The following is a 23,382-nucleotide window of genomic DNA, read 5'->3' as shown; positions in this document are numbered from 1 at the left end:
TGCTTGTCTGCAACGTGTTGCATGCTGTTCTCTCCCCACCCATTCGATATGGATTGTTGGTTTAGGCGTCCCCGCCGCGACGGTACGTGCCGGCGCGGTCAGGGCGAAACGAAAGCGTCTACGTCGAACGCCGCGATGTCCGCCAGGCAAGCGTCGGCCTGCGCGAGCGTGCGCGCGTCGCCGATGCCGACCGCGGCCATGCCGGCGGACTTGATCGCGGCCACGCCGGCGGCGGCGTCCTCCAGGCCGATGCAGCGCGACGGCGCCACGCCGAGCGCGGCGGCGACGTCGAGGAAAATGTCCGGCGCCGGCTTGGCGCGGGCGATGCGCGCGGCGTCGGCGATGTAGTCGAAGCGCCCGGCGATGCCGAGCCGGTCGAGCAGGGCGGCGGCGTTGCGGCTGGCCGAGGCGACGCCGAGCTTGAGCCCGCGCGCGCGCGCCTGCTCCAGCACCCGCGCCACGCCCGGGAACAGGTCCTTCGGCCTGACCTCGGCGATGGCTTCGACGTAGTAGCCGTTCTTGCGTTCGGCCAGCGCTTGCTTCTGCTCAAGACTCAGGCTGCGGCCGGCATGGCGCAGGATGATCTCCAGCGAGGTCATCCGGTCCACGCCCTTGAGCTGTTCGTTGACGTGCTGGTCGAACGGCAGGCCTTCTTCGTCGGCCATGCGCTTCCAGGCGCGGTAATGGGTCTGCGCGGTGTCGGTCAGCACGCCGTCGAGATCGAAGATCAGCGCTTGCGCGGGGCGCGGAAAACGCTCGCGCGCATCGATCTGCGGCGCGGCGAGCGCGCGCTGCGCCGGTGCGTCCTGGCTCAGTTCGAAACGTTGGCCGGCATGCGCGAGCGTCAGCGGCGCGCCATCGAGCAGCGAATACTCGACGCCGTCGCGGCGCACCCGCACGCGCAGGCGCCGGCCCTGCCAGCGCAGGCCGAAGGCGTAGCCGTCCCAGCGCTGCGGCAGGGTCGGGGCGAAGTGCAGGACGCCGTCGATCGCGCGCAGGCCGGCGAAGCCCGAGGTCAGGCCGAGCCAGGTGCCGGCCAGCGCGGCCATGTGTACGCCGTGGTCGGTGTTGCCGTGCAGGTCGTCGAGGTCCACGCGCAGGTTGTCGTGGAAGAAGCGCTCGGCTTGGTCCGCGTGGCCGACTTCGCTGGCGAGGATGCCGAACACCGACGCCGACAAGGTCGAATCGTGGGTGGTCACCGCGGCGTAGTAGTCGTAGCTGCGGCGCTTGATGTCGGCGGCGATGCCGTCGCCGGCCAGGACCAGGCCCATGACCACGTCGGCCTGCTTGCACACCTGATAGCGGTACAGCGTCAGCGGGTGGTAATCCAGCAGCAGCGGCCGGTGTTCGCCGTCGCGCGCCGGGAACGGCCAGCGCGGCTTGTCGAGGAAGGTGTCGTCCTGGGCGTAGATGCCCAGGGCTTCGTCGTAATGCAGGAACATCGATTCGGCGGCGCGGCGCCAGGTCGCGACTTCGTGCGCGTCCAGTTGCAGGCGTTGGGCCAGTTCGCGCAGCCGCTGCGGGCGCTCGCGTTCGAGCTCCTCCCACGCCGCCACCGCGCGCAGCAGATGCCGCTGCGCCATGCGGTTGGTATAGAAATTGTTGTCGACCAGCGCGGTGTACTCGTCCGGGCCGGTGACGTCGTGGATGCAGAACGCGCCGCCGCGGCGCGGATTGAAGTGGCCGACCTGCGGCCAGATGCGCGCGGTCTCGAACAGCATCTCGGCGCCGAAATCGGCGAGGAAATCGCGGTCGCCGCTGGCGTCGAGGTACAGGCCGATGCCGTAGGCCACCGCCGCGTTGATGTGGTACGCGGCCGAACCGGACGGGTAGTGCGCCGAGCATTCGCCGCCGGTGATGGTGCGCCACGGGAACAGCGCGCCGCGCGCGTGGTTCATCTCGCGCGCGTGCTTGCGCGCCGGCTCCAGCGCGAGGTAGCGCGCATGCAGCATGGCGCGCGCCGCGTCCGGGTCGGTGTAGGCCATCACCGGCAGCATGAAGGCCTCGGTGTCCCAGAAATAATGGCCTTCGTAGCCTTCGCCGGTGAGGCCCTTGGCGGCGGTGCCGTCGATGCCGTTGCGGCCGGCCGATTGCAGCAGGTGGAACAGGTTGAAGCGCAGCGCCTGTTCGGACGCGGCGTCGCCTTCGATCGACAGGTCGGCACCGTCCCAGAACCGCGCCAGCGCTTCGGCCTGGCGCGTGGCGACTGCGTCGAAACCCTGCGCCTGCGCTTGCTGCAAGGCCTGCGCGGCGGCGACGGGGAGATCGGTGGCGTGCGGATTGCGGTCGCTGACGTAGGCGACGAACTTTTCCAGCGTCGCCGAGCGGCCGGGTTGCAACTGCGCGCGGTAGCGCTGGACCACGCGCTCGTCGCCGAGTTCGGCGCCGGCGAATTCGAGTCCTTCGCCGCGGTGGGCCTGTTCGCAGACCGCGCGCACGCCGCTGCGGCGGGTCGCCTGGACCACCTGCGCGCCGCGCTCGTCGGCCCGCCGCGCGAGCAGTTGCAGGCCTTCGGCCGAGGCCACGCCGATGCGCGGGTCGTCGCCTTGCTCGGCCGCGGCGTGGCCGCATTCGATCGCCGAAGCCAGGGTCAGTTCGCCGCTGTAGTCCAGCGAGGTGACGCGGTAGCGGATCGCCAGCAGGTCGACGCCGGCGACGCCGCTGTCGAACGGCACCACCCGTTCGGCGCGGACCTCGATGCGCGCGCCGGCGGCGGTGCGCAGCACGCTGCGGCGCGACAGGCGGCCGCGGCGCAGGTCGAGTTCGCGTTCGAAGTCTTCGGCCGGCGCCGGCAGCAGGCGTTCGGCGCCGGCGAACACCGCGATGCGCTGGCCGTCGGCGACCGGCAGGCGGGTGTCGGTGTGGCGCGGGAAACCGGCGAAGCGCTCGTGGTAGTGGATCGGGTGCTGCTCGTAGACCGCGGCCAGGAAACTGCCGTCGCTGCCGCCGTCGGCTTCCTCGAGCCCGCCGCGCACGCCGAGCGAACCGTTGGCCAGGGCGAACAGGGTTTCGTCGCGGCGGGCGCGGGCCGGGTCGCGGGCGGTCTGGCGCAGGGTCCAGGCGTCGGCCGGAGCGGAGGCCGGATCGGCGTCGAGGGGGGCGGCGGCGGTTTGAGGCTGAATCACGCAACAGGTCCTGGATCGTGGACGCCGCGAACGCGGCGGCTTGGAGGCGGACCCTAGGGATTGATTGTTATCGATGTCAAGTTATCGATAACAGAGTGTGGCCGCGGTCGCGCCGGGGCTGGGTTCCGCGCCCGCTGCGGCGGACCGCGCCGCGCCGGCTTGAGCCGCGCGAATCAGAGGCTTAGCCGATTGTTGCGGTGCGCAATCGCGGGCCGGGCGCAGGCGCGCCGCAGGCCGCCTCGCGCTGCGCCGCAACACGCCGCGAGCGTCCGCGTGCGCGAACCCGCGGCGCGCCGGCGCGGCTTACGGGTGGGTGTACACGTACGGCGCCAGATCCGGCCGCAGCTGGTCGAAATACGCCAGCCGGTTGGGCACCGTGGTCAGCACGTTGTAGGCCACGTCCGGCGGAATCCGGGCCATGCCGTGGCGCACTGCCAGCCACATCAGGAAGGTTTCGGCGAGGTCTTCGCGGGTCGGGTTGTCGCGCGCGTAGGTCGAGATGTATTCGCGGTCCCAGGCCTGCGCCATCAGCCAGCCGAACGCAGCGGCGTGGTTCGGGTCGATCGAGGTGTGGGTGGCTTCGTGGGCCAGGGTTTCTTCGAGGATGCCGCGGGCGATGTAGTCGGCCGCGTAGCTGCCGGTGTGGATCAGCAGGTTGTTGTTGCCGCCGCCGAACGGCTGGTCGCCGCGGTGGATCCACAGCGTCGCCAAGTGGGTGCGCAGCGCGCGCGGCAGCCGGCCGACCACGCGGGCGTAGTGATCGACCTCGGCGTAGGCCGCGGCCGGGCTGCCGAATTCGGGATTGACCTGGGCTTCGACGTGGTAGCCGTTGGCGAAGGCGACATCGAACAGGAACGCGTTGTAGACCACGAACGCGTTGACGCGGCGGTCGAACATCTGCCGCGGCGCCTGGCCGATATAGCTGGCGCCGACGTACTCGGTGGGGTCGGCGGCGGTGATCAGGTTCGGGGCCAGATAGATCGTGCCGCTGTACGGCGGCGCGGCCTGCGCCGCGCCGGCCAGCAGCAGGCCGGCGACGGCGGCGAGGCGAAGCAGCGCAGCGCGCAGGCGAGGGGAGGCGAGTGCGGACGGGAGCGCGGTCATGGCGTTCTTCCTTGAGTGCGGCGAGGCAGGCGCAAACTCGACGACGGGCGCGCCGCCCGTTGCGGCGGCGCTGCGCGCAGTGGCTCGCGCCCGCTCACGCTAGTCGCGTCCGCGCGGCGGCGTCCAGCGCGCGCGGTGGCGAGTTCAAACCCGGAACCGCGATTGCGTCGCTGTTGCGCGCGGCGGATTCGCCGATCTGCGATCGGCTTGGCGGAGCGGTCGGACGGCCCGGCCGCGCGTAGCGGCCCGGTGCCGGGTCGGCGCTCAGGTCACCCGCGCGACCAGATGGGTCGGCAGGATCTCCGACGCCGCCGCTTCGCCTTCGATCAGCGCCAGCACCTTGCGCGCCAGCAGCACGCCGGCGTCGACGAAGTTCTGGTGGATCGAAGTCAGCGGCGGCAGGTAGGTCGCGCCGAGCGGGGTGTCGTCGTAGCCGATCACCGACACGTCCTCGGGCACGCGCCGGCCGCGTTCGATCAACGCGCGGATCGCGCCGATCGCGAGCAAGTCGCTGGCGGCGAACAAGGCGTCGAACTGCGGGTGCTGGTCGAGCAGCGCGTGCACCGCCTGGGCGCCGGCGCTGACGGTGAAATTGGCCACGGTCGGGGTCAGCGGTTCGATCCCGCGCTCGCCCAGCGCTTCGCGGAAGCCGAGCAGGCGCTCGGCGAATTCGCCGTGGGCCTCATCGCCGAGGAACACCGGCCGGCGCCGGCCCAGGGCCAGGAAACGTTCGGCGGCGAGCTTGCCGCCGCGCTGGTTGTCGCTGCCGACCACCACCTGCGATTCGTGCCGGCTGACCGCGCCCCACACCACCATCGGCCGGCCCCAGCGCCGGACCTCGTGCATCGCGTCCTCGTGCGCGCCCTGGCCGAGCAGGATCACCCCGTCGGCGGCCTGCACGCTCGGCAGGGCGCCGCCCTGCAGCGAGGTCAGCAGCACGCTGTAGCCGGCCGAGGTCAGCTCCTGGCTGATGCCGCCGAGCAGGTCCAGCGGGTACGGGCCGGACATCTGCCGCTCGACCGTGGGCTTCATCTCGACCACCACCGCCACCGTCATGCTGCGGCGCAGGCGCAGATTGCGCGCGGAGATGTTGAACTGGTAACCCTGGCGTTCGGCCAGTTCCTTGATCCGCTGGCGGGTCTCGGGATTGACCAGCGGGCTGTCGCGCAAGGCGCGCGAGACGGTGATCGCCGAGACCCCGGCCAGCTCGGCCAGATCGGCCATGGTCAGGTGCTCGCCGGCCTTGCGGGTCGGATTGGAAGCGCGCGGTCGGCTCATAGGCGGGTAGGCAACGGATCCTTCCGGGATCGCGACGAAAACGGGCCGCCCCTATTTACCATGCCGCGCGCGGGGTCGGCGCTACCGGTTCCGGCGCGAGGCCGCGCGCGGGGCCGCCAGCGGCGCCGGGCGCGGCGCTCATGCGCGCCGTGGCGATCGCGCGCCGCCGGCGCGCGAGGCGCCGCCGCCGTGGGCCCGCGGCGCCGTCCGGGCGACCGCCGCCGCCACGGCTGCGCCGGACCCGACGCCCGCGTCCCAGGCCGGCGGGCGCGCAGCGCGGACCACCGCCGCCAGCGGCCGCCGGCCGGTGTCGACGGCGGGCTCGGCCGCGGCCCGCTATACTCCCGGGTAAGCGCGGCCCAGAACCGCGTCTGGCCCAGCGGATTCAATCACTTGGCCGCAGTTTCTAATCCACCTGTTCACGGCCGCGTCCGCCGCCCAGAGGCCCCAACGCCGCATGCGTCTGTCCACGATCAAGCTGTCCGGTTTCAAGTCCTTCGTCGACCCGACCACGCTGCACCTGCCCACCAACATGACCGGCGTCGTCGGTCCCAACGGCTGCGGCAAGTCGAACATCATCGACGCGGTGCGCTGGGTCATGGGCGAGAGCTCGGCCAGCCGGCTGCGCGGCGATTCGCTGACCGACGTGATCTTCGCCGGTTCGTCCGCGCGCAAGCCGGTCTCGCAGGCGATGGTCGAGCTGGTGTTCGACAACTCCGACCACACCATCACCGGCGAATACGGCGCGTTCAACGAGATCTCGGTCAAGCGCACGGTCAGCCGCGACAGCGTCAACCAGTACTACCTCAACGGCGCCAAGTGCCGCCGCCGCGACATCACCGACCTGTTCCTCGGCACCGGCCTGGGCCCGCGCAGCTACTCGATCATCGAGCAGGGCATGATTTCGCAGATCATCGAGGCCAAGCCCGAGGAACTGCGCGTCTACCTGGAAGAAGCCGCCGGCATCTCCAAGTACAAGGAACGGCGCAAGGAAACCGAGACCCGGATCCGCCACACCCGCGAGAACCTCGACCGCCTCAGCGACCTGCGCGAAGAAGTCGGCAAGCAGCTCGAACACCTGCGCCGGCAGGCGCGCCAGGCCGAGCAGTACCAGACGATCCAGGCCGAGCGCAAAGTCAAGGACGTGGAGTGGAAGGCGCTGGAATACCGCGCCCTCGACCAGAAACTGCAGGCCCAGCGCGAGAAGCTGGCGTCGCAGGAAACCCGTTTGCAGCAGCTCATCGCCGAGCAGCGCGAAGCCGAGCGCGAACTGGAAACCGGACGCGTGCGCCGCGAGGAAGCCGCCGCGGCGCTGAACAAGGCCCAAGCCGCCAGCTACGAAGTCGGCGGCGCGCTGGCCCGCATCGAACAGCAGATCCAGCACCAGCGCGACCTGTCCGGCCGCCTGCGCAAGGCGCGCGAGGAAGCGCTGGCGCAGCTGGAGGAAATCGGCGAGCACATCGGCAGCGACCAGTCGCGCCTGGACGTGCTGACCGCCGCGGTCGCCGACGCCGAGCCGCGCCTGGAGGCCTTGCGCGAGGACGACGAAGCGCGCCAGGACGCGCTGCGCGAGGCCGAAACCAAGCTGCAGGACTGGCAGCAGCGCTGGGACGGCCACAGCCGCGAACAATCCGAAGCCGCGCGCGCGGCCGAAGTCGAGCGCACCCGCATCGAAGGCCTGGACCGCCAGACCCTCGACGCCGATCGCCGCCGCGAAGCCTTGACCAGCGAGCGCTCGGGACTCGACGTCGCCGCCTTGGCCGCGGCGTTCGAACAATTGCAGAGCCAGCACGACTTGCAGAAAGAGTCGCTGGACAGCCTCACCGAAGAACTCGAAAACCGTAAGACCTCGCTCAGCGACCTGCAGGAGCAGCAGCGCGGCACCCAGAACCAACTGGCCGAGGTGCGCAAGCAGGCGCAGACCTCGCGCGGCCGTTTGTCGTCGCTGGAAACCCTGCAGCACGCCGCGCTCGGCCAGGAGCAGGGCGCGGCGCTGACCTGGCTCAAGGCGCGCGGGCTGGATTCGGCCCAGCGCGTCGGCGAAGCGCTCAGCGTCGAGGCGGGCTGGGAGAACGCGGTCGAAAGCGCGCTCGGCCAGCTGATCGAAGGCGTGCTGGTGGAAGCGCCGGAAACCCTGGTCGACGCGATCGGCGAACTCGGCGAGGGCCGGCTGGCGCTGGTCTCGCCCGAGCGCGACGCAGCGACGTATCCCGCGACCTCGCTGGCTTCGAAAGTGCAGGGGCCGGCCGCGATCCGCCGCCTGCTCGCGCGCCTGCACGGCGCCGACGACCTCGCCGCGGCGCGCGCGCTGGTCGCGCAGATCGGCGCGGACGAGACCGTCATCACCCGCAACGGCGAGCGCCTCGGCGCCGGCTGGCTGCGGGTGCTGCGCTCCGGCGCGGCCAAGCAGGGCGCGCTGCTGCGCGAGCGCGAGATCCAGACCCTGCGCAGCGAAATCGAAGAACTGCAGGAACGCGAGCGCGAGCTCGAACAGACCCAGATCCAGCTGCGCGACCGCGCCCTGGCCGCCGAGCAGCACCGCGAAGACGCGCAGCGCTCGCTGTACATGGCCCACCGCAGCGTGTCCGAGCTGGCCGGCCAGTTGCAGAGCCACCAGGGCCGGCTCGATCAGGCCCGCAACCGCATCGACAAGATCGACGCCGACCTGGAGCAGTTGCTGATCGCGCTCGACGCCGGCAACGAGCAGGCGCGCGAGGCGCGGCTGCGCCAGGAAGCCGCGGTCGAACGCATGGGCGAACTCGAAGACCAGCGCCAGCGCCTGGAAGCCGAGCGCAGCCGCCTGTTCGAAGCGCGCGATTCGGCGCGCAACATGGCGCGCGAATCGCGCGACGCCGCCCACGCCCTGGTGCTGAGCCTGGAAACCCAGCGCGCGCAGATCGCCGGGCTGGCCCAGACCCTGCAGCGCATGGGCGGCCAGCGCGGCCAGCTCGATACGCGCCTGAGCGAGCTCACCTCGCAGCTCAGCGACGGCGACCGGCCGGTGCAGGACCTGGAGCAGCAGCGTCAGGTCGCGCTGGAACAGCGGGTCGTCGCCGAGCAGGACCTGACCGGCGCGCGCACCGCGCTGGACGGCATCGACAACGACCTGCGCAAGTTCGAGCAGACCCGCCAGCAGCGCGACGAACAGGCCTTGCAACAGCGCGAAGGCATCGGCCAGCGCCGGTTGGAGCAGCAGGCGCTGGTGCTCAAGGCCGAAACCCTGACCGAAGCCATCGCCGAAGCCGGCGCGGTGCTGCAGGACGTGGTCAACGCGCTCGACGAAGACGCCGACCCGCAGACCTGGGAACGCGCCGTCGCCGACCTCGACAACAAGCTGCGCCGGCTCGAACCGGTGAACCTGGCGGCGATCGCCGAGCACGCCGAGGCCGCGCAGCGCAAGGATTACCTGGACGCGCAGAACACCGACCTGACCACCGCGCTGGAAACCCTGGAAGAGGCGATCCGCAAGATCGACCGCGAAACCCGCGGCCGCTTCAAGGACACCTTCGACCGAGTCAATTCCGGCGTGCAGGAGTTGTATCCGCGCCTGTTCGGCGGCGGCCACGCCTATCTGGAACTCACCGGCGAGGACCTGCTCGACACCGGCGTGGCGATCATGGCGCGGCCGCCGGGCAAGCGCGTGTCGAACATCTCGCTGCTGTCCGGCGGCGAGAAGGCGATGACCGCGGTGGCCCTGGTGTTCGCGATCTTCCGCTTGAACCCGGCGCCGTTCTGCCTGCTCGACGAGGTCGACGCGCCGCTCGACGAAGCCAACGTCGGCCGCTTCACCGCGATGGTCAGCGAGATGAGCGAACAGGTACAGTTCCTGTTCGTCAGCCACAACAAGGCGACGATGGAAGCCGCGCACCAGCTCTCGGGCGTGACCATGCGCGAGCCCGGCGTGAGCCGGCTGGTGTCGGTGGACCTGGCCGAGGCGACGCGTCTGGCCGGCGCTGCGTAAGCCGCGCTGCGTCGGGAACCGGGGCCGGAATCGTCGCGGCGGTCGCTTCGCTTCCGGCGTTCGGATCGCGCCGGATCGCAGCGACGGGCCTTAACGATTTTCTATCTCGCGGTTTCCGTTTCCACTACAAGATCAACAAAAATCGGAACGATGGGTAAGCGGACGAACGGCTGCGTTGCGCCGCGACGATTCCCGACTTCCGATTCCCAGCAGCAAAAGGAGCAACCGAATGTCCGACGTGACCCTGATGAGGATCGGCATCCTGATCGCCGGCCTGATCCTGATCGGCGCGATCGTGTTCTTCGGCCGTCCGCGCAAGCCCGGCCAGGGCAAGCGCATCGCCCGCGAGGACGAAGCCCGCGCCGGCGAGCGCAAGCCGGCCGCGCCGCGCCAGGAACCGACCCTGGGCGAGCAGCTCGAACACGAACTCGGCGAGGGCGGCCAGCCGCCCGGCGAGGCCACCACCCAGGCCGAGCTGGAGCTGTTCGACCGCACCCTGGAAGGCGGCGGCAACGCCGCGACCAGCGAGCTCGGCCGGCGCGTCAGCGACGAGTTCGACAAGATCGTGACCCTGTACCTGGCCGCGCGCGCCGGGCAGAAGCTGCACGGCCCCGACATCGTCGTCGCCGCCGAAAAGGCCGGCCTGGTCTACGGCCACATGGGCGTGTTCCACCGCCTGGTCGAAGGCCATCCCGAGCGCGGCCCGGTGTTCAGCGTGGCCAACATCATGAAGCCCGGCAGCTTCGACATGAGCCAGATCCAGGCGCTGGAGACCCCGGCGATCGCCTTCTTCCTGACCCTGCCGGCGCCGGTGCCGGCGCTGGACGCCTGGGAAACCATGCTGCCGACCGCCCAGCGCATGGCCGAACTGCTCGACGCGGTGGTCCTGGACGAACAGCGCAACGCCCTGGGCCGCCAGCGCATCGCCCACCTGCGCGACGAACTGCGCGCCTACGACCGCCAGCGCGAAGCGCCGCCGCTGAGCAAGCCGACGCGCTGGTAAGCCCTCACGCCCCGCCTCGGCGGGGCGTCGTCGTTCGAGGCTTTCCTGTGTAGGAGCGGCGCGAGCCGCGACCGCGCCAACGAAACAACGACGAACCTCCGCAATCGTCGTCATGGCCGAACATCGGGCTTCCGGCGCGCGTCGCAAGCGATGTTCCGCAGTCGCGGCTCGCGCCGCTCCTACAGCGAGCAGTCGCACTTCGGGCGACATCCGCCATGCACAATTGCGCGATTCCCGTTCAAAATGCCGCCATCGCCGCGCCAGGACGCCGACCCGTGACCCCGAAAACCACCGCGACCCCCGCCGCGCAACGCGCCGCCGAACTGCGCGCCCGGCTCGAAGACGCCAACTACCGCTATTACGTCCTCGACGATCCGACCCTGGCCGACATCGAGTACGACCGCTTGCTGCGCGAGCTCGAAGCGCTGGAAGCCGAACACCCCGAACTGGCCACGGCCGATTCGCCGACCCAGCGCGTCGGCAGCTCGCCGTCGGGCCAGTTCGCCGAAGTGCGCCACGCGGTGCCGATGCTCTCGCTAGGCAACGCCTTCTCCGATGAGGAAGTCGCCGACTTCGTGCGCCGGATCGAGGAGCGCCTGGACCGCACGGCGCCGGAGTTCTCGGTCGAGCCCAAGCTCGACGGCCTGGCGATCAGCCTGCGCTACGAACACGGCGCCTTCGTCCAGGGCGCGACCCGCGGCGACGGCGCCACCGGCGAGGACGTCACCGCGAACCTGCGCACGGTCAAGGCGATCCCGATGAAGCTGCGCGGCCAAGGCTGGCCGGCGTTGCTGGAAGTGCGCGGCGAGGTCTACATGCCGCTGGCCGCGTTCAAGGCCTACAACGAAAAGGCCATCGCCGAGGGCGGCAAGGTCCTGGCCAATCCGCGCAACGGCGCGGCCGGCTCGCTGCGTCAGCTCGACCCGCGCGTCACCGCGCTGCGGCCGCTGGCGTTCTACGCCTACGCCGTCGGCGTGGTCGCGGACGATTACCAACTGCCGGCCAGCCATTCGGCGACCTTGAAGCAACTGCGCGACTGGGGCTTCCCGGTCAGCACCGAAAGCGGCGTGGTCGCCGGCACCGAAGGGCTGCTCGGCTATTACCGGCAGATGGGCGCCAAGCGCGATTCGCTGCCGTTCGACATCGACGGCGTGGTCTACAAGCTCGACGACTACGCCGGCCAGCGCGAAATGGGCTTCGTCTCGCGCGCGCCGCGCTGGGCGATCGCGCACAAGTTCCCGGCCCAGGAGCAGTCGACGCTGCTGGAAGGCATCGACATCCAGATCGGCCGCACCGGCGCCGCCACCCCGGTCGCACGGCTCAAGCCGGTGCAGGTCGCCGGCGTGGTCGTCACCAACGCCACCTTGCACAACGCCGACCAGATCGCGCGCCTGGACGTGCGCGTCGGCGACACGGTGATCGTGCGCCGCGCCGGCGACGTGATCCCGGAAGTCGCGCGAGTGGTGCCCGAATACCGCGCGCCCGACGCGCCGGAATGGCGCATGCCCGAACACTGCCCGGTGTGCGGTTCGGAAATCCTGCGCGAGGAGGACGGCGTGGTCTGGCGCTGCTCCGGCGGCCTGACCTGCGCGGCCCAGCGCAAGCAGGCCATCGGCCATTTCGCCTCGCGCCGGGCGATGGACATCGAAGGCCTCGGCGAGCGCTACATCGAGGACTTGTCGGACCTGGGCTATGTGCAGTCGGTCGCCGACCTGTACAAGCTCGAACTCGACGACCTGCTGGAAATGAAGCGCCGCGCCGACGAGCGCGACGGCACCACGCCGGAGACGGTGAAGGCCGGCAAGGTCGCGACCAAGTGGGCCGAAAACCTGATCGAGGCCATCGACCACAGCCGCGCCAGCACGCTCGAGCGCTTCCTGTTCGCGCTCGGCATCCAGCACGTCGGCGAGAGCACGGCCAAGGCGCTGTCGCTGTGGCTCGGCGATCTGGCCCTGATCCGCTCGCTGCCGTGGCCGGTGTTCAAGCGCCTGCCGGATGTCGGCGGCGAAGTCGCGCGCGCGCTCGGCCATTTCTTCGACCAGCCCGGCAACCAGCAGGTCATCGACGATCTGCTCGCGCGCGGGGTCGGCGTCGGCGAGGTGCGGGCGCCTTCGGCCAAACTGCGCGAAGGCCTGAACCTGGCGACGCTGCTGGTCGACATGGAGATTCCCAAGGTCACCAAGATCCGCGCCGACCAGCTCGGCGCCGCGTTCGGCGACGCGCAGAAGCTGCTCGACGCGCCGGAGCATGCGTACGTGACCGCGGGCTTGCCGGCGGAAAGCGCGCAGGCGTTGGCGTCGTGGCTCAGCGTGGACGAGAACGCGCGCTTGTTGATGCGGGTGGGCGACGCGCTCAAGCGGCTCGATGCGTTGACGCCTGTGGCTCAGTCCTCTTCGGTTGGACCGCTCGACGGCCAGACCGCGGCGCTGACCGGCGGCCTGGACGCGATGAGCCGCGACGAAGCCAAGGAGCGGCTGGAGAAGCTCGGCGCCAAGGTCTCCGGCAGCGTGTCGAAGAAGACCAGCTTCGTGGTCGCCGGCAGCGACGCCGGTTCCAAGCTGGCCAAGGCGCAGGAACTCGGTGTGGATGTGTGGGACGAGGCGAAGCTGCTGGCGTTCCTGGCCGAACACGAATGAGCGCGACGGCGGACTGGCGGCCTTCGGCGGACTTCGAAGCCCTGCGCCTGCGCGCGCGCCTTAACGCCGAAATCCGCGCGTTCTTCGCCGCGCGTGCGGTCACCGAGGTGGAAACCCCGGTGCTGTCGCGCGCCGGCAACACCGATCCGAACATCGCTTCGTTCTCGCTGGAATTCAGCGGCCGCCTCGACGGCGCGCCGCGCACGCGCTGGCTGCGCACCTCGCCGGAGTTCGCGCTCAAGCGCCTGCTCGCGGCGGGGTTCGGCGATTGCTACGAACTCGGCCGGGTGTTCCGCGACGGCGAGGCCGGCGGCCGCCACAACCCCGAATTCACCATGCTCGAGTGGTACCGGCTCGGCTGGGACCACCGCCGCCTGATCGGCGAGACCGCCGAACTGGTGCGCGCGGCGCTGGCTTTGGTCGGGCGCGAGGCGACGTTGCGCGAAATGACTTACCGCGAGCTCTACCGCGAGCGTCTCGGACTGGATCCGTTCGCGGCCAGCGACGAGGAACTGCGCGCCGCGCTCGGCGAGGTCGTCATCGATCCCGCGGGACTGCAGCGCGACGACTGGCTCGACCTGCTGATGACCCATCGCCTGCAACCGCAGTTCGGCCGCGACGAAATGCTGGCCGTGCGCGATTACCCGGCCTCGCAATGCGCGTTGGCGCGGGTGCGCGCGGACGCCGACGGCATCCAAGTGGCCGAGCGTTTCGAGTTGTACCTGGGGCCGCTGGAACTGGCCAACGGCTACCACGAGCTGCGCGACGCGGCCGAGCAGGGCGCGCGCTTCGATCGCGACCGCGGCGTGCGCGCGCAACGCGGCGTCGCCGCGCCGCCGCGCGACGAGGCCTTGCTGGCCGCGCTGGCCGCCGGTTTTCCCGATTGCGCCGGCGTCGCCCTCGGCGTCGACCGCTTGCTGATGGCGATGCTCGACAGCGCGCGCATCGCCGACACCGTGGCGTTCGATTTCGCGCGCGCTTGAACGCGCCGGCCGCGGCGGATTTCACCTGCGCTTGACGGCGCCGGCGCATTCGATTTCACCTGCGCTTGACCGCGGTGAACCGGGTGCCTGCCCGGATCGGCCGGCTAGGCGTTTTACGTTGCAAGTTCACGGTTCGCGGTTAGAGTGTTGGCACCACTCGCAGGGGGCCGTGCATGGGTAGTCTGAAAGCCGCGATCCAGCTGTGCGCCTTGACCGCCGTGACCGGCGCCGGCGCGGCCTTTTCGGACCCGGCCTTCGCCGAGCCCGCGGGCGAGCGGCTGTACGGCGGCAATCTGCTGCGCTGCACGTCCGAAGGCGAACAAACCGTGCGTTGTCCGGCCGATACCCGCGGCGGCGTGCGCCTGGTCCGGCGCACCTCCGGCAAGCCGTGCGTGGAAGGCACCAGCTGGGGCGCCGATCGCGGCGGCGTGTGGGTCGCGCAGGGCTGTTCGGCCGACTTCGTGCTCGGCCGCGGCGGCAGCGGCGCCGACAGCACCAGCGGCGCGCGGGTGATCAAGTGTGAGTCGGTCGGCGGCCGCTGGAACCATTGCGCGGCGCGCAGCGAAGACGGCGTGGCGCTGGCCCAGCAGTTGTCCAAGCAACCTTGCCTGCGCAATCAAACCTGGGGCACCGACAACAGCGGCATCTGGGTCGCCGGCGGCTGCCGCGGCGAGTTCCGACTGCTCGGCGCGCAACCCGAGGACGAGCATGCCGCCGCGGCGGCGGCCGCGAGCGATGCGCGCAAGCTGCTCAAGTGCGAATCGCTGGACCGCCGCGCGCGCCGTTGCGATGGCGAGACCGGATCGGGCGTGCGCATGGTCAAGCAACTGTCGCGGACCGAATGCGTGGAAGGCCGCAGTTGGGGCTACGACGCGCACGGCGTCTGGGTCGAAGGCGGTTGCCGCGCGGAGTTCGAATTGGACTACCGCGGCAGCGGCGGCTGAAGCTTGCGCGAAGCTTGCGTCGCGCGGCGCGTCTAGGTCGAAAGTCACGCGACCAACGGCAGCTTTCAGGCCTGTAAACGTTTAACAATAAGCACGCGATGAATGCGGTTTTTACATTCGCAATCGGCTTCGTCCGCGCACCGGAATCTTGAGCTGGCGTTAAGCGAACGACGCTAGAGTCCTCGACAAACCGATCACGACGACAAGGAGCACGAACAATGTCCGCACGCATGCTTTCCACCGCTGGTCTCACCTTGGCCCTCGGCCTCGGCGCCGCAGGCGCCGCCCAGGCCGCGCCGCAGTACAACGACGGTTACGGTGGCGGCGGCACCATCCGCTGCGAATCCGACAGCGGCCGCTATCGCCGCTGCGAAGCCGACACCCGCGGCGGCGTGCGCCTGTCGCGCCAGCTGTCGAGCTCGTCGTGCATCCAGGGCCGCAGCTGGGGCTCCGACCGCAACGGCGTGTGGGTGTCGGAAGGCTGCCGCGCCGAATTCGATCTGGGCCGCGGCGGCGGCAACTGGGGCGGCGGCGGCGGCTGGAACGGCGGCGGCAGCGGCGGCGACGTGGTGCGCTGCGAATCCGACGGCGGCCGCTGGCGCAGCTGCCCGATCAACGGCAACCGCGCGCGCCTGCAGCGCCAGCTGTCGAGCACCTCGTGCATCGAGGGCCAGAGCTGGGGTTCGCGTCCGGGCGAGGTGTGGGTCAACAACGGCTGCCGCGGCGAGTTCGTCGCCGGGCGCGGCGGTGGCGGCTGGAACGGCGGCGGCAACAACGGCGGCGGCTGGGGCGGCGGTGGCCGCGAGATCAGCTGCGAGTCCAACAACAACCGCCAGAACCGCTGCAACATGAGCATTCGCCGCGACGTGCGCCTGATCCGCCAGAACTCGGGCTCGCCGTGCATCGAAGGCCAGACCTGGGGCTGGGACCGCTCCGGCGTGTGGGTGTCCGGCGGTTGCCGCGGGCGCTTCCAGGTCGATTGATCGTCGCTGCTGCGCATGGAAACGACCAACGCCCCGGCCGCAAGCCGGGGCGTTTTCGTAAGCGTCGACCGCGCGAACCTCGACCTGAGCGCAAAGCGTCGGGCCCGAAGGCCTTCGCAAAAACGCAGCGCCGCCTGGGCTTGGCTGTTGCCGGAGGGCCTTCAGGTCGGGCGCTTTTGCCTCAGCCGCCGCACACCGCATTCGAGCCCGACACACGCATCCGCTAAACTGCGAGCCATGAACGACGCCATCGATTTCGACCGTTACGACCGCATCCGCCCGATCCGCTGGACCGGCCAGGCCCTGGAACTGCTCGACCAGCGCAAGCTGCCGTTCGCCGTGGAATACGCGACCTGCGCCGACAGCGACGCCGTCGCCGCGGCGATCCACGCGCTGACCGTGCGCGGCGCGCCCGCGATCGGCATCGCCGCGGCCTGGGGCGCGGTGCTGGCCGCGCGCGCGGTCGAGGCCGGCGATGGCGCGCAGGCGCTGGCTTTGATCGAACCGGCGCTGCAGCGGCTCAACGCCGCGCGCCCGACCGCGGTCAACCTGGCCTGGGCGCTGGCGCGCATGCGCCGCGCGCTGGCCGGCGCCGGCGCCGACTGGCGCGAGGTGCTGGAGCGCGAAGCCCAGGCCATCGCCGACGAAGACCTCGCCGCCAATCGCCGCATGGGCGCGCTCGGCGCGGCCCTGATCGAACCCGGCCTCGGCGTGCTGACCCATTGCAACACCGGCTCGCTGGCCACGGCGGGCTTCGGCACCGCGCTCGGCGTGATCCGCGCCGGCGTCGCCCAGGGCCGGATCGGCCGCGTGTTCGCCGGCGAGACCCGGCCGTGGCTGCAGGGCGCGCGCCTGACCGTGTGGGAACTCGAACAGGACGGCATCGCCCCGACCCTGATCGCCGACTCGGCCGCCGCGCACCTGATGAAAAGCGGCCAGGTCGGCTGGGTCATCGTCGGTGCCGACCGCATCTGCGCCAACGGCGACACCGCCAACAAGATCGGCACCTACCAGCTCGCCATCGCCGCGCGCCACCACGGCGTCAAGTTCATGGTGGTGGCGCCGTCCTCGACCGTGGACATGGACACCCCATCGGGCGAGCTGATCGAAATCGAGGAGCGCGACCCGGGCGAACTGTTCGCGGTCGGCGGCGCGCGCACCGCGGCCGAGCGGGTCGGCGCCTGGAACCCGGTGTTCGACGTGACCCCGCACGCGCTGATCGACGCCATCGTGACCGAGCGCGGCGTGATCGAGCGGCCGGATGCGGCGGCGATGCGGGCGGCGTTCGGCGGCTGAGGGCGGGCGAGGGCGACGGTGGGCTTCGCCGCGTTCTTGCCGGTCGTCATCCCCGCGAAAGCGGGGATCCAGAGACTTCAGCGTCATGCCTGGATAAAGCCCTGGATGTTCGGCTACGCCGAATTGAAGCGGAGCCCGCGTTTGCGGGAATGACGGCAGTTGGGTGGTGTTGCGCTCTCACGAGTCGTAGTCCCCGCGAAGGCGGGGATCCAGAGACTTCAGCGTCATGCCTGGATAAAGCCCTGGATTCCCGCGTTCGCGGGAATGACGGGCAAGTCGGTTTCGCGGCGCTCCCGCAAGCCGTCATCCCCGCGAACGCGGGGGTCCAGAGACTTCAGCGCCATCCGGCCGCCACGTCCGCGCTACTGCAGCCCCGCGCCGGCGACGTTCCCGCGCGCCCGCAAACCGCGATTTCCGACCCTTCGCACCGGCTTCGATACCGCCGCGTACCGCAGCCCGGTGCGCCACCCCCGCCGCGATGCTGCAATGCAGCTGAAAACGCCCGGCAAGTGCTTGTTTCTGCGAAAGAATCGCGCACCCATGAGGCGCGGTTTCGTGCTATGATTTCACGTCTGTTTTTTGCCGCCCCTAGCGCGCTGCAGGACATGCCCGCTGGGGCGTAGCCTGTGGCTCGGCGCCAGCCGCTCCGGCCGGGATTTCTCGCGGAATTTCCGGCCCGATGCGGGTCCGCGCACGGGGCGTGCGACGACCGCGACACCTCCGCACGACCACCGCACGCAACGGAACCCTGATGGCCGAACTCGCCAAGGAAATCATCCAGGTCAATCTCGAAGACGAGATGCGCCGCAGCTACCTCGACTACGCCATGAGCGTGATCGTGGGGCGCGCGCTACCCGACGTCCGCGACGGCCTCAAGCCTGTGCACCGCCGCGTCCTGTACGCGATGAACGAGCTCGGCACCCACGCCAACAAGCCGCACGTCAAGTCCGCGCGCATCGTCGGCGACGTGATCGGCAAGTACCACCCGCACGGCGACCAGTCGGTGTACGACACCCTGGTGCGCATGGCGCAGCCGTTCTCGCTGCGCTATCTGCTGGTCGACGGCCAGGGCAACTTCGGCTCGGTCGACGGCGACGACGCCGCGGCGATGCGTTACACCGAGGCGCGCATGACGCGCCTGACCCACGAACTGCTCGCCGACATCGACAAGGAAACCGTCGATTTCCAGCCCAACTACGACGAGAAGGAACTCGAGCCGATCGTGCTGCCGACGCGGGTGCCGAACCTGCTGGTGAACGGCTCGGCCGGCATCGCGGTCGGCATGGCGACCAACATCCCGCCGCACAACCTCACCGAAGTCATCAACGCGACCATCGCGCTGATCGACGAACCGGAGATCGACGTCGACGGCCTGATGGCGTACATCCAGGGCCCCGACTTCCCGACCGCGGGCATCATCAACGGCACCGCCGGCATCGTCGCCGCCTACCGCACCGGCCGCGGCCGCGTGCGCATGCGCGCGCGCGCCGAGATCGAAGTCAACCAGGACACCGGCCGCGAGGCGATCGTCGTCACCGAGATCCCGTACCAGGTCAACAAGGCGCGGCTGATCGAGAAGATCGCCGAGCTGGTCAAGGAAAAGCGCCTGGAAGGCATCAGCGAGCTGCGCGACGAGTCCGACAAGGACGGCATGCGCATCTTCATCGAGGTCAAGCGCGGCGAAGCGGCCGAAGTGGTGCTCAACAACCTCTATCAGCAGACGCAGATGGAGTCGGTGTTCGGCATCAACATGGTCGCCCTGGTCGACGGCCGGCCGCAGCTGCTGACGCTCAAGCAGGTGCTGGAAGCGTTCGTGCGCCACCGCCGCGAGGTGGTGACCCGGCGCACCATCTTCGAACTGCGCAAGGCGCGCCAGCGCGCGCACATCCTGGAAGGCCTGACGGTCGCGCTCGCCAACATCGACGAGATGATCGAGCTGATCAAGACCTCGGCGAACCCGAACGAAGCGCGCGAGCGCATGCTGGCCAAGACCTGGGAACCGGGCCTGGTCGGCGCGCTGCTGCAGGCCGCCGGCGCCGAAGCCTCGCGTCCGGAAGACCTGCCGCAGGGCGTGGGCCTGCACGACGGCCGCTACCAGCTGACCGAGGTCCAGGCCAACCAGATCCTGGAAATGCGCCTGCACCGCCTGACCGGCCTGGAGCAGGAAAAGCTCACCGAGGAATACCGCCAGCTGCTCGAGGCGATCCGCGGCCTGATCGAGATTCTCGAAAATCCCGACGTGCTGCTCGAAGTGATCCGCACCGAGCTGCGCAACCTCAAGGAAGAATTCGGCGACGAGCGCCGCAGCGAAATCCGCGCCAGCGAGGAGGATCTCGACATCCTCGACCTGATCGCGCCGGAAGACGTGGTGGTGACGTTGTCGCACGCCGGCTACGCCAAGCGCCAGCCGGTCAGCGCCTATCGCGCGCAGAAGCGCGGCGGCAAGGGTCGCAACGCGGCGGCGACCAAGGACGAGGACTTCATCGACAAGCTGTGGCTGGTCAACACCCACGACACGTTGCTGACCTTCACCAGCACCGGCCGGGTGTTCTGGCTGCCGGTGCACCAGCTGCCCGAGGCCGGCCCGAACGCGCGCGGCCGCCCGATCATCAACTGGCTGGCGCTGGAAGCCGGCGAGCAGGTGCAGGCGGTGCTGCCGGTGCGCGAGTACGACGAGGACCACTTCGTGTTCTTCGCCACCCGCAACGGCCGGGTCAAGAAGACCCCGCTGACCGAGTTCGCGTTCAAGCTGGCGCGCGGCAAGATCGCGATCAACCTCGACGACAGCGACGCGCTGGTCGACGTGGCGCTGACCAACGGCGAGCGCGACGTGATGCTGTTCGCCTCCAACGGCCGCGCCGCGCGCTTCGCCGAATCGACCGTGCGGCCGATGGGCCGCACCGCCGGCGGCGTGCGCGGCATGCGCCTGCTCGCGGCGTCGGCGGCCGACAGCGAGGGCGACGATGCGGCGGCGGTCGAAGGCGACGTCGACGCGGTCGATGCGCCGAACGACAGCGGCACCTACGTGGTGAGCCTGGTCGTCGTCGAAGGCGACGGCGACATCCTCACCGCCAGCGAGCGCGGCTACGGCAAGCGCACGCCGGTCGGCGACTATCCGCGCAAGGGCCGCGGCACCCAGGGCGTGATCGCGCTGAAGACCAACGAGCGCAACGGTACCCTGGTCGGCGCGATCCAGCTCAGCGACCACCACGAAGTGCTGATGATCTCCGACGGCGGCACCCTGGTGCGCACGCGCGCGGCGGAGATCTCGCAGGTCGGGCGCAACACCCAGGGCGTGACCCTGATGCGGCTGTCCGAAGGCGAGACCCTGCAGACCATCGAGCGCGTGGACGCGTCGCTGGACGAAGAGGACGGCGAAGGCGAACTGGCCGCGCCGCCGGTCGCGGACGCCGCGGGCGAGGGGCCGGAGACTCCGGCGCCGGAGGCTTGATGCGTTTCAGCCGCGGCCGCGAGGCCGCGGCTGGAGGCTGAGAGCAGTGCCTGGGTGAAGCCCTGGATGTTCGGCTACGCCGAAATGAAGCGGAGCCCACCTTCGCTGGAATGGCGGGCAGGCGGGTTTCGCCGCGTTCTCCCAGCCGTCATCCCCGCGAAGGCGGGGATCCAGAGACTTCAGAATCATGCCTCGATGACGCCCTGGATGTTCGGCTGCGCCGAAATGAAGCGGAGCCCGCGTTCGCGGGAATGACGATAGGAGGGGGCGCCGCGTTCAACGGGTCGTCATCCGCACGAACCAACGCCGCCTCCGGGCGGCGTTTTTTTTTGCCCGCCCATGTCGAAACCGCCGCGGCTGGATCGTCGTACTGACAGCAGCCCGGTTTCGGCGCGTCGCCCCACGACGGACCGCAACCATGCTGCACCGCACGAACCGCCGGATTGCCGGCATCGGCGCAACCCACCGGCGCATCGCTGCGATTGCGGCGCCGGCGAGGCCGGTGCTAGCGTCCCACGGCTTTCCCTCATCGCCCGCCCCGGAGATCCTCATGAACCTGACTGCGCTTTGCCTGCTGACCTCGCTCGCCCTGTTCGCCGGCTCCGCCGCGGCCGCGCCGACGACCTACAAGATCGATCCCAGCCACACCTATCCGAGCTTCGAAGCCGACCACATGGGCGGGCTGTCGAAGTGGCGCGGCAAGTTCGACAAGTCCGCGGGCAGCATCGTTCTCGACAAGCAGGCCGGCACCGGTACGGTCGAGGTCAGCATCGACATCGCCAGCATCGATTTCGGTCTGGATGCGATGAACGAGGAAGCCAAGAAGCCGATGCTGTTCGACGCCGCCAAGTTCCCGACCGCGACCTACAAGGGCAAGCTCGCCGGCTTCAAGGACGGCAAGCCGGGCAAGGTCGAGGGCGAGTTCACCCTGCACGGCGTGACCAAGCCGCTGGAGCTGCGCATCGGCCAGTTCAAATGCATGCCGCATCCGATGTACAAGCGCGAGGTCTGCGGCGCCGACGCCAGCGCCAGCTTCCAGCGCGATCAGTTCGGCATGGCGGCGGGCAAGGACTACGGTTTCGACATGACCGTAGCGCTGCATATCCAGATCGAAGCCATCGCCGAGGAAACGCCCGCGGCGAAGTGAGCCGCGGCGCTCGGGCCCGTGCGCGGACGCGCGATCGCGTTCGCGCGCGGCGTCGACAGCCGGCGACGCGCGGCGGCGGAAAAACGCGAGCGGCTCAGCCCGTCGGTGCGGGCCGGGCCAGGACCAGCATCATCTCGACCAGATCCATGCCCGGAGCGAAGCCGTCGACGGTCCGGCGGAGCTCCACGAAGCCATGGCGCGCGAAAAATCCGCAGCTGTGCTGGGAGGTTTCTATCGACACGGAACGGCAGGCCGGATCGGCCGCGATGCGGGCGAGCCGCTGCGCGAGCAGGACCGAACCCAGGCCGCTGCGATGCAGTTCGCCATGCACCATGCCCCAGCACAACACCGCTTTCGATGCGTCGTTGCGCGCGGCCGCATAGCCTGCGCATCCCAGCGCGCGTCCGTGCGCGTCTTCGAGGACGAAGTACGGACCCGGCAGGTCGTCGATGAAGTCGATGAAGTCCTGCCGTTCCGATGCGGCGAAAAAACGCGGCGTATTGCTGTCGAACAAGGCCAGGCCGGCGTCGCGGTCGTCGGCGCGCCAGTCGCGCAGGCGCAGGTTGCGGTGATCCATCGGTGTGCTTGCATCCGTCGAACGTGGCGACGAGCCGGTGTCGGCACGCTCGGTCGGGCGATCGGCGCGCATCGGATCGTCGGAATTTCGCGGCAGTATAAAGGCCGGCCGGCACGAGCGGCGCAGGCGCCGCAACGATGGCCGGACGCCGCGTGCGCGGCGATGGCGGCGCGGCCGCGCGCATTCGCGTCGCGATGCGACAGGCCGCCGACAGCTGCGGAAACAAGACTTCCGCTTGCGCAAGCGCACAACGCAGAAACATGTTCCGGAATCGTCGCGAAGCTGCGCATTCAGGCCGTACGTTCGTTCGAACGCGCGCATGACAAACCACACTGGGGCGCGCCGCGCGCAGCGCCGATAGTCGGGCCGTGCGGATGCGCACGAGGCATCGTGCGCCGAAACACGGACGCATTCGAATCGCCGCCGCGACGGCGGCGCGCAGCGGTTTCCCCACACAGGGCCAGACGCCCGCAGGAGGACGCATGAGTTACGTCGACGGTTTCGTATTGGCGGTGCCGAAGGACAACATCGCCGCGTACCGCAAGCTGGCGCGCAAGGCCGGCAAGATCTGGATGGAGTACGGCGCGGTGGCGTACTGGGAGAACATCGGCGACGACGTGCCGCCGGGCAAGGTCACCTCGTTCCCGCTGGCGGTCAAGCTCAAGCCCGGCGAAGTGGTGGCGTTCTCGTGGATCGTGTTCAAGTCGCGCAAGCATCGCGACAAGGTCAACGCGCAGGTGATGAAAGACCCGCGCCTGGACATGGACCCGAGCAAGATGCCGTTCGACGCCAAGCGCATGATCTTCGGCGGCTTCAAGCCGCTGGTGGTGCTTTAAGCGCGACAGCGCGAACCGCCGCGCCGGCCCGGCCGGCGCGGCGGCGATGCGCTCAATG

13 protein-coding genes and 2 pseudogenes are annotated in these 23,382 nt (G+C 70.0%); 11 read left to right on the top strand and 4 right to left on the bottom strand.

Going from position 1 to position 23,382, the window contains the following annotated elements:
• Window positions 1-98: 98 nt before the first annotated feature.
• The 3 genes from pgmB to JHW38_RS04815 form a co-directional block, all read right to left on the bottom strand.
• On the bottom strand, window positions 99-3,125 hold the full coding sequence (gene pgmB / locus JHW38_RS04825) for a beta-phosphoglucomutase (protein WP_207524885.1): 3,027 nt from the start codon (window positions 3,123-3,125) through the stop codon (window positions 99-101).
• Between the two features lie 303 nt (window positions 3,126-3,428).
• Entirely contained in the window at window positions 3,429-4,229 is an 801-nt protein-coding gene (locus JHW38_RS04820) for a hypothetical protein (protein WP_207524884.1), read from the bottom strand.
• Window positions 4,230-4,493: 264 nt separating this feature from the next.
• On the bottom strand, window positions 4,494-5,507 hold the full coding sequence (locus JHW38_RS04815; RefSeq protein ID WP_242691200.1) for a LacI family DNA-binding transcriptional regulator: 1,014 nt from the start codon (window positions 5,505-5,507) through the stop codon (window positions 4,494-4,496).
• A 457-nt stretch (window positions 5,508-5,964) separates the two neighbouring features.
• Between JHW38_RS04815 and smc the strand changes: the two genes are divergently transcribed.
• From smc to JHW38_RS04770, 10 genes and pseudogenes are all read left to right on the top strand, one after another.
• The gene (gene smc, locus JHW38_RS04810; protein ID WP_207524883.1) at window positions 5,965-9,468 is read left to right on the top strand and encodes a chromosome segregation protein SMC; all 3,504 of its coding nucleotides are present in this window, start codon (window positions 5,965-5,967) and stop codon (window positions 9,466-9,468) included.
• 229 nt (window positions 9,469-9,697) lie between these two features.
• Window positions 9,698-10,471, top strand: coding sequence for a cell division protein ZipA (zipA, locus tag JHW38_RS04805; RefSeq protein WP_207524882.1), 774 nt, complete (start codon window positions 9,698-9,700; stop codon window positions 10,469-10,471).
• Between the two features lie 275 nt (window positions 10,472-10,746).
• Window positions 10,747-12,682, top strand: a pseudogene (gene ligA, locus JHW38_RS04800) (NAD-dependent DNA ligase LigA); the annotation flags it as partial.
• A 185-nt stretch (window positions 12,683-12,867) separates the two neighbouring features.
• A pseudogene (locus tag JHW38_RS25875) lies at window positions 12,868-13,107 on the top strand (BRCT domain-containing protein); the annotation flags it as partial.
• Complete coding sequence (gene epmA / locus JHW38_RS04795; protein ID WP_207524880.1) at window positions 13,104-14,090, top strand: EF-P lysine aminoacylase EpmA; 987 nt, start codon at window positions 13,104-13,106, stop codon at window positions 14,088-14,090. The pseudogene JHW38_RS25875 and the gene epmA, both read left to right, overlap by 4 nt.
• A gap of 173 nt (window positions 14,091-14,263) precedes the next feature.
• On the top strand, window positions 14,264-15,034 hold the full coding sequence (locus JHW38_RS04790) for a DUF3011 domain-containing protein (protein ID WP_207524879.1): 771 nt from the start codon (window positions 14,264-14,266) through the stop codon (window positions 15,032-15,034).
• A 218-nt stretch (window positions 15,035-15,252) separates the two neighbouring features.
• Entirely contained in the window at window positions 15,253-16,017 is a 765-nt protein-coding gene (locus JHW38_RS04785) for a DUF3011 domain-containing protein (protein ID WP_207524878.1), read from the top strand.
• Window positions 16,018-16,254: 237 nt separating this feature from the next.
• Window positions 16,255-17,313 (top strand): S-methyl-5-thioribose-1-phosphate isomerase, encoded by a 1,059-nt coding sequence (gene mtnA, locus JHW38_RS04780; protein ID WP_207524877.1) that lies wholly within the window; start codon window positions 16,255-16,257, stop codon window positions 17,311-17,313.
• Window positions 17,314-18,064: 751 nt separating this feature from the next.
• Entirely contained in the window at window positions 18,065-20,764 is a 2,700-nt protein-coding gene (gene gyrA / locus JHW38_RS04775; RefSeq protein WP_207524876.1) for a DNA gyrase subunit A, read from the top strand.
• A gap of 550 nt (window positions 20,765-21,314) precedes the next feature.
• On the top strand, window positions 21,315-21,911 hold the full coding sequence (locus JHW38_RS04770; RefSeq protein WP_207524875.1) for a YceI family protein: 597 nt from the start codon (window positions 21,315-21,317) through the stop codon (window positions 21,909-21,911).
• 94 nt (window positions 21,912-22,005) lie between these two features.
• Here JHW38_RS04770 and JHW38_RS04765 read toward each other — a convergent pair whose 3' ends face one another.
• Window positions 22,006-22,560 (bottom strand): GNAT family N-acetyltransferase, encoded by a 555-nt coding sequence (locus JHW38_RS04765; protein WP_207524874.1) that lies wholly within the window; start codon window positions 22,558-22,560, stop codon window positions 22,006-22,008.
• Window positions 22,561-22,970: 410 nt separating this feature from the next.
• On the opposite strand from JHW38_RS04765, the gene JHW38_RS04760 reads away from it, so the two are divergent.
• Window positions 22,971-23,324 carry a DUF1428 domain-containing protein gene (locus JHW38_RS04760; protein ID WP_207524873.1) on the top strand — a complete coding sequence of 118 codons (354 nt, stop codon included), beginning with the start codon at window positions 22,971-22,973 and terminating at the stop codon, window positions 23,322-23,324.
• Window positions 23,325-23,382: the final 58 nt, after the last annotated feature.

It is taken from the genome of Lysobacter enzymogenes (assembly GCF_017355525.1).
GTDB lineage: Bacteria > Pseudomonadota > Gammaproteobacteria > Xanthomonadales > Xanthomonadaceae > Lysobacter > Lysobacter enzymogenes_C.
The sequence above is the reverse complement of the archived record's forward strand: the minus strand, read 5'-3'. Positions and strand labels throughout refer to the sequence as shown.

Coding starts and splice junctions, on each gene's coding strand:
- JHW38_RS04820 (WP_207524884.1), bottom strand. CDS start 4,229: ATGACCGCGCTCCCGTCCGCACTCGCCTCCCCTCGCCTGCGCGCTGCG.
- JHW38_RS04815 (WP_242691200.1), bottom strand. CDS start 5,507: ATGAGCCGACCGCGCGCTTCCAATCCGACCCGCAAGGCCGGCGAGCAC.
- smc (WP_207524883.1), top strand. CDS start 5,965: ATGCGTCTGTCCACGATCAAGCTGTCCGGTTTCAAGTCCTTCGTCGAC.
- zipA (WP_207524882.1), top strand. CDS start 9,698: ATGTCCGACGTGACCCTGATGAGGATCGGCATCCTGATCGCCGGCCTG.
- epmA (WP_207524880.1), top strand. CDS start 13,104: ATGAGCGCGACGGCGGACTGGCGGCCTTCGGCGGACTTCGAAGCCCTG.
- JHW38_RS04790 (WP_207524879.1), top strand. CDS start 14,264: ATGGGTAGTCTGAAAGCCGCGATCCAGCTGTGCGCCTTGACCGCCGTG.
- JHW38_RS04785 (WP_207524878.1), top strand. CDS start 15,253: ATGTCCGCACGCATGCTTTCCACCGCTGGTCTCACCTTGGCCCTCGGC.
- mtnA (WP_207524877.1), top strand. CDS start 16,255: ATGAACGACGCCATCGATTTCGACCGTTACGACCGCATCCGCCCGATC.
- gyrA (WP_207524876.1), top strand. CDS start 18,065: ATGGCCGAACTCGCCAAGGAAATCATCCAGGTCAATCTCGAAGACGAG.
- JHW38_RS04770 (WP_207524875.1), top strand. CDS start 21,315: ATGAACCTGACTGCGCTTTGCCTGCTGACCTCGCTCGCCCTGTTCGCC.
- JHW38_RS04765 (WP_207524874.1), bottom strand. CDS start 22,560: ATGCGCGCCGATCGCCCGACCGAGCGTGCCGACACCGGCTCGTCGCCA.
- JHW38_RS04760 (WP_207524873.1), top strand. CDS start 22,971: ATGAGTTACGTCGACGGTTTCGTATTGGCGGTGCCGAAGGACAACATC.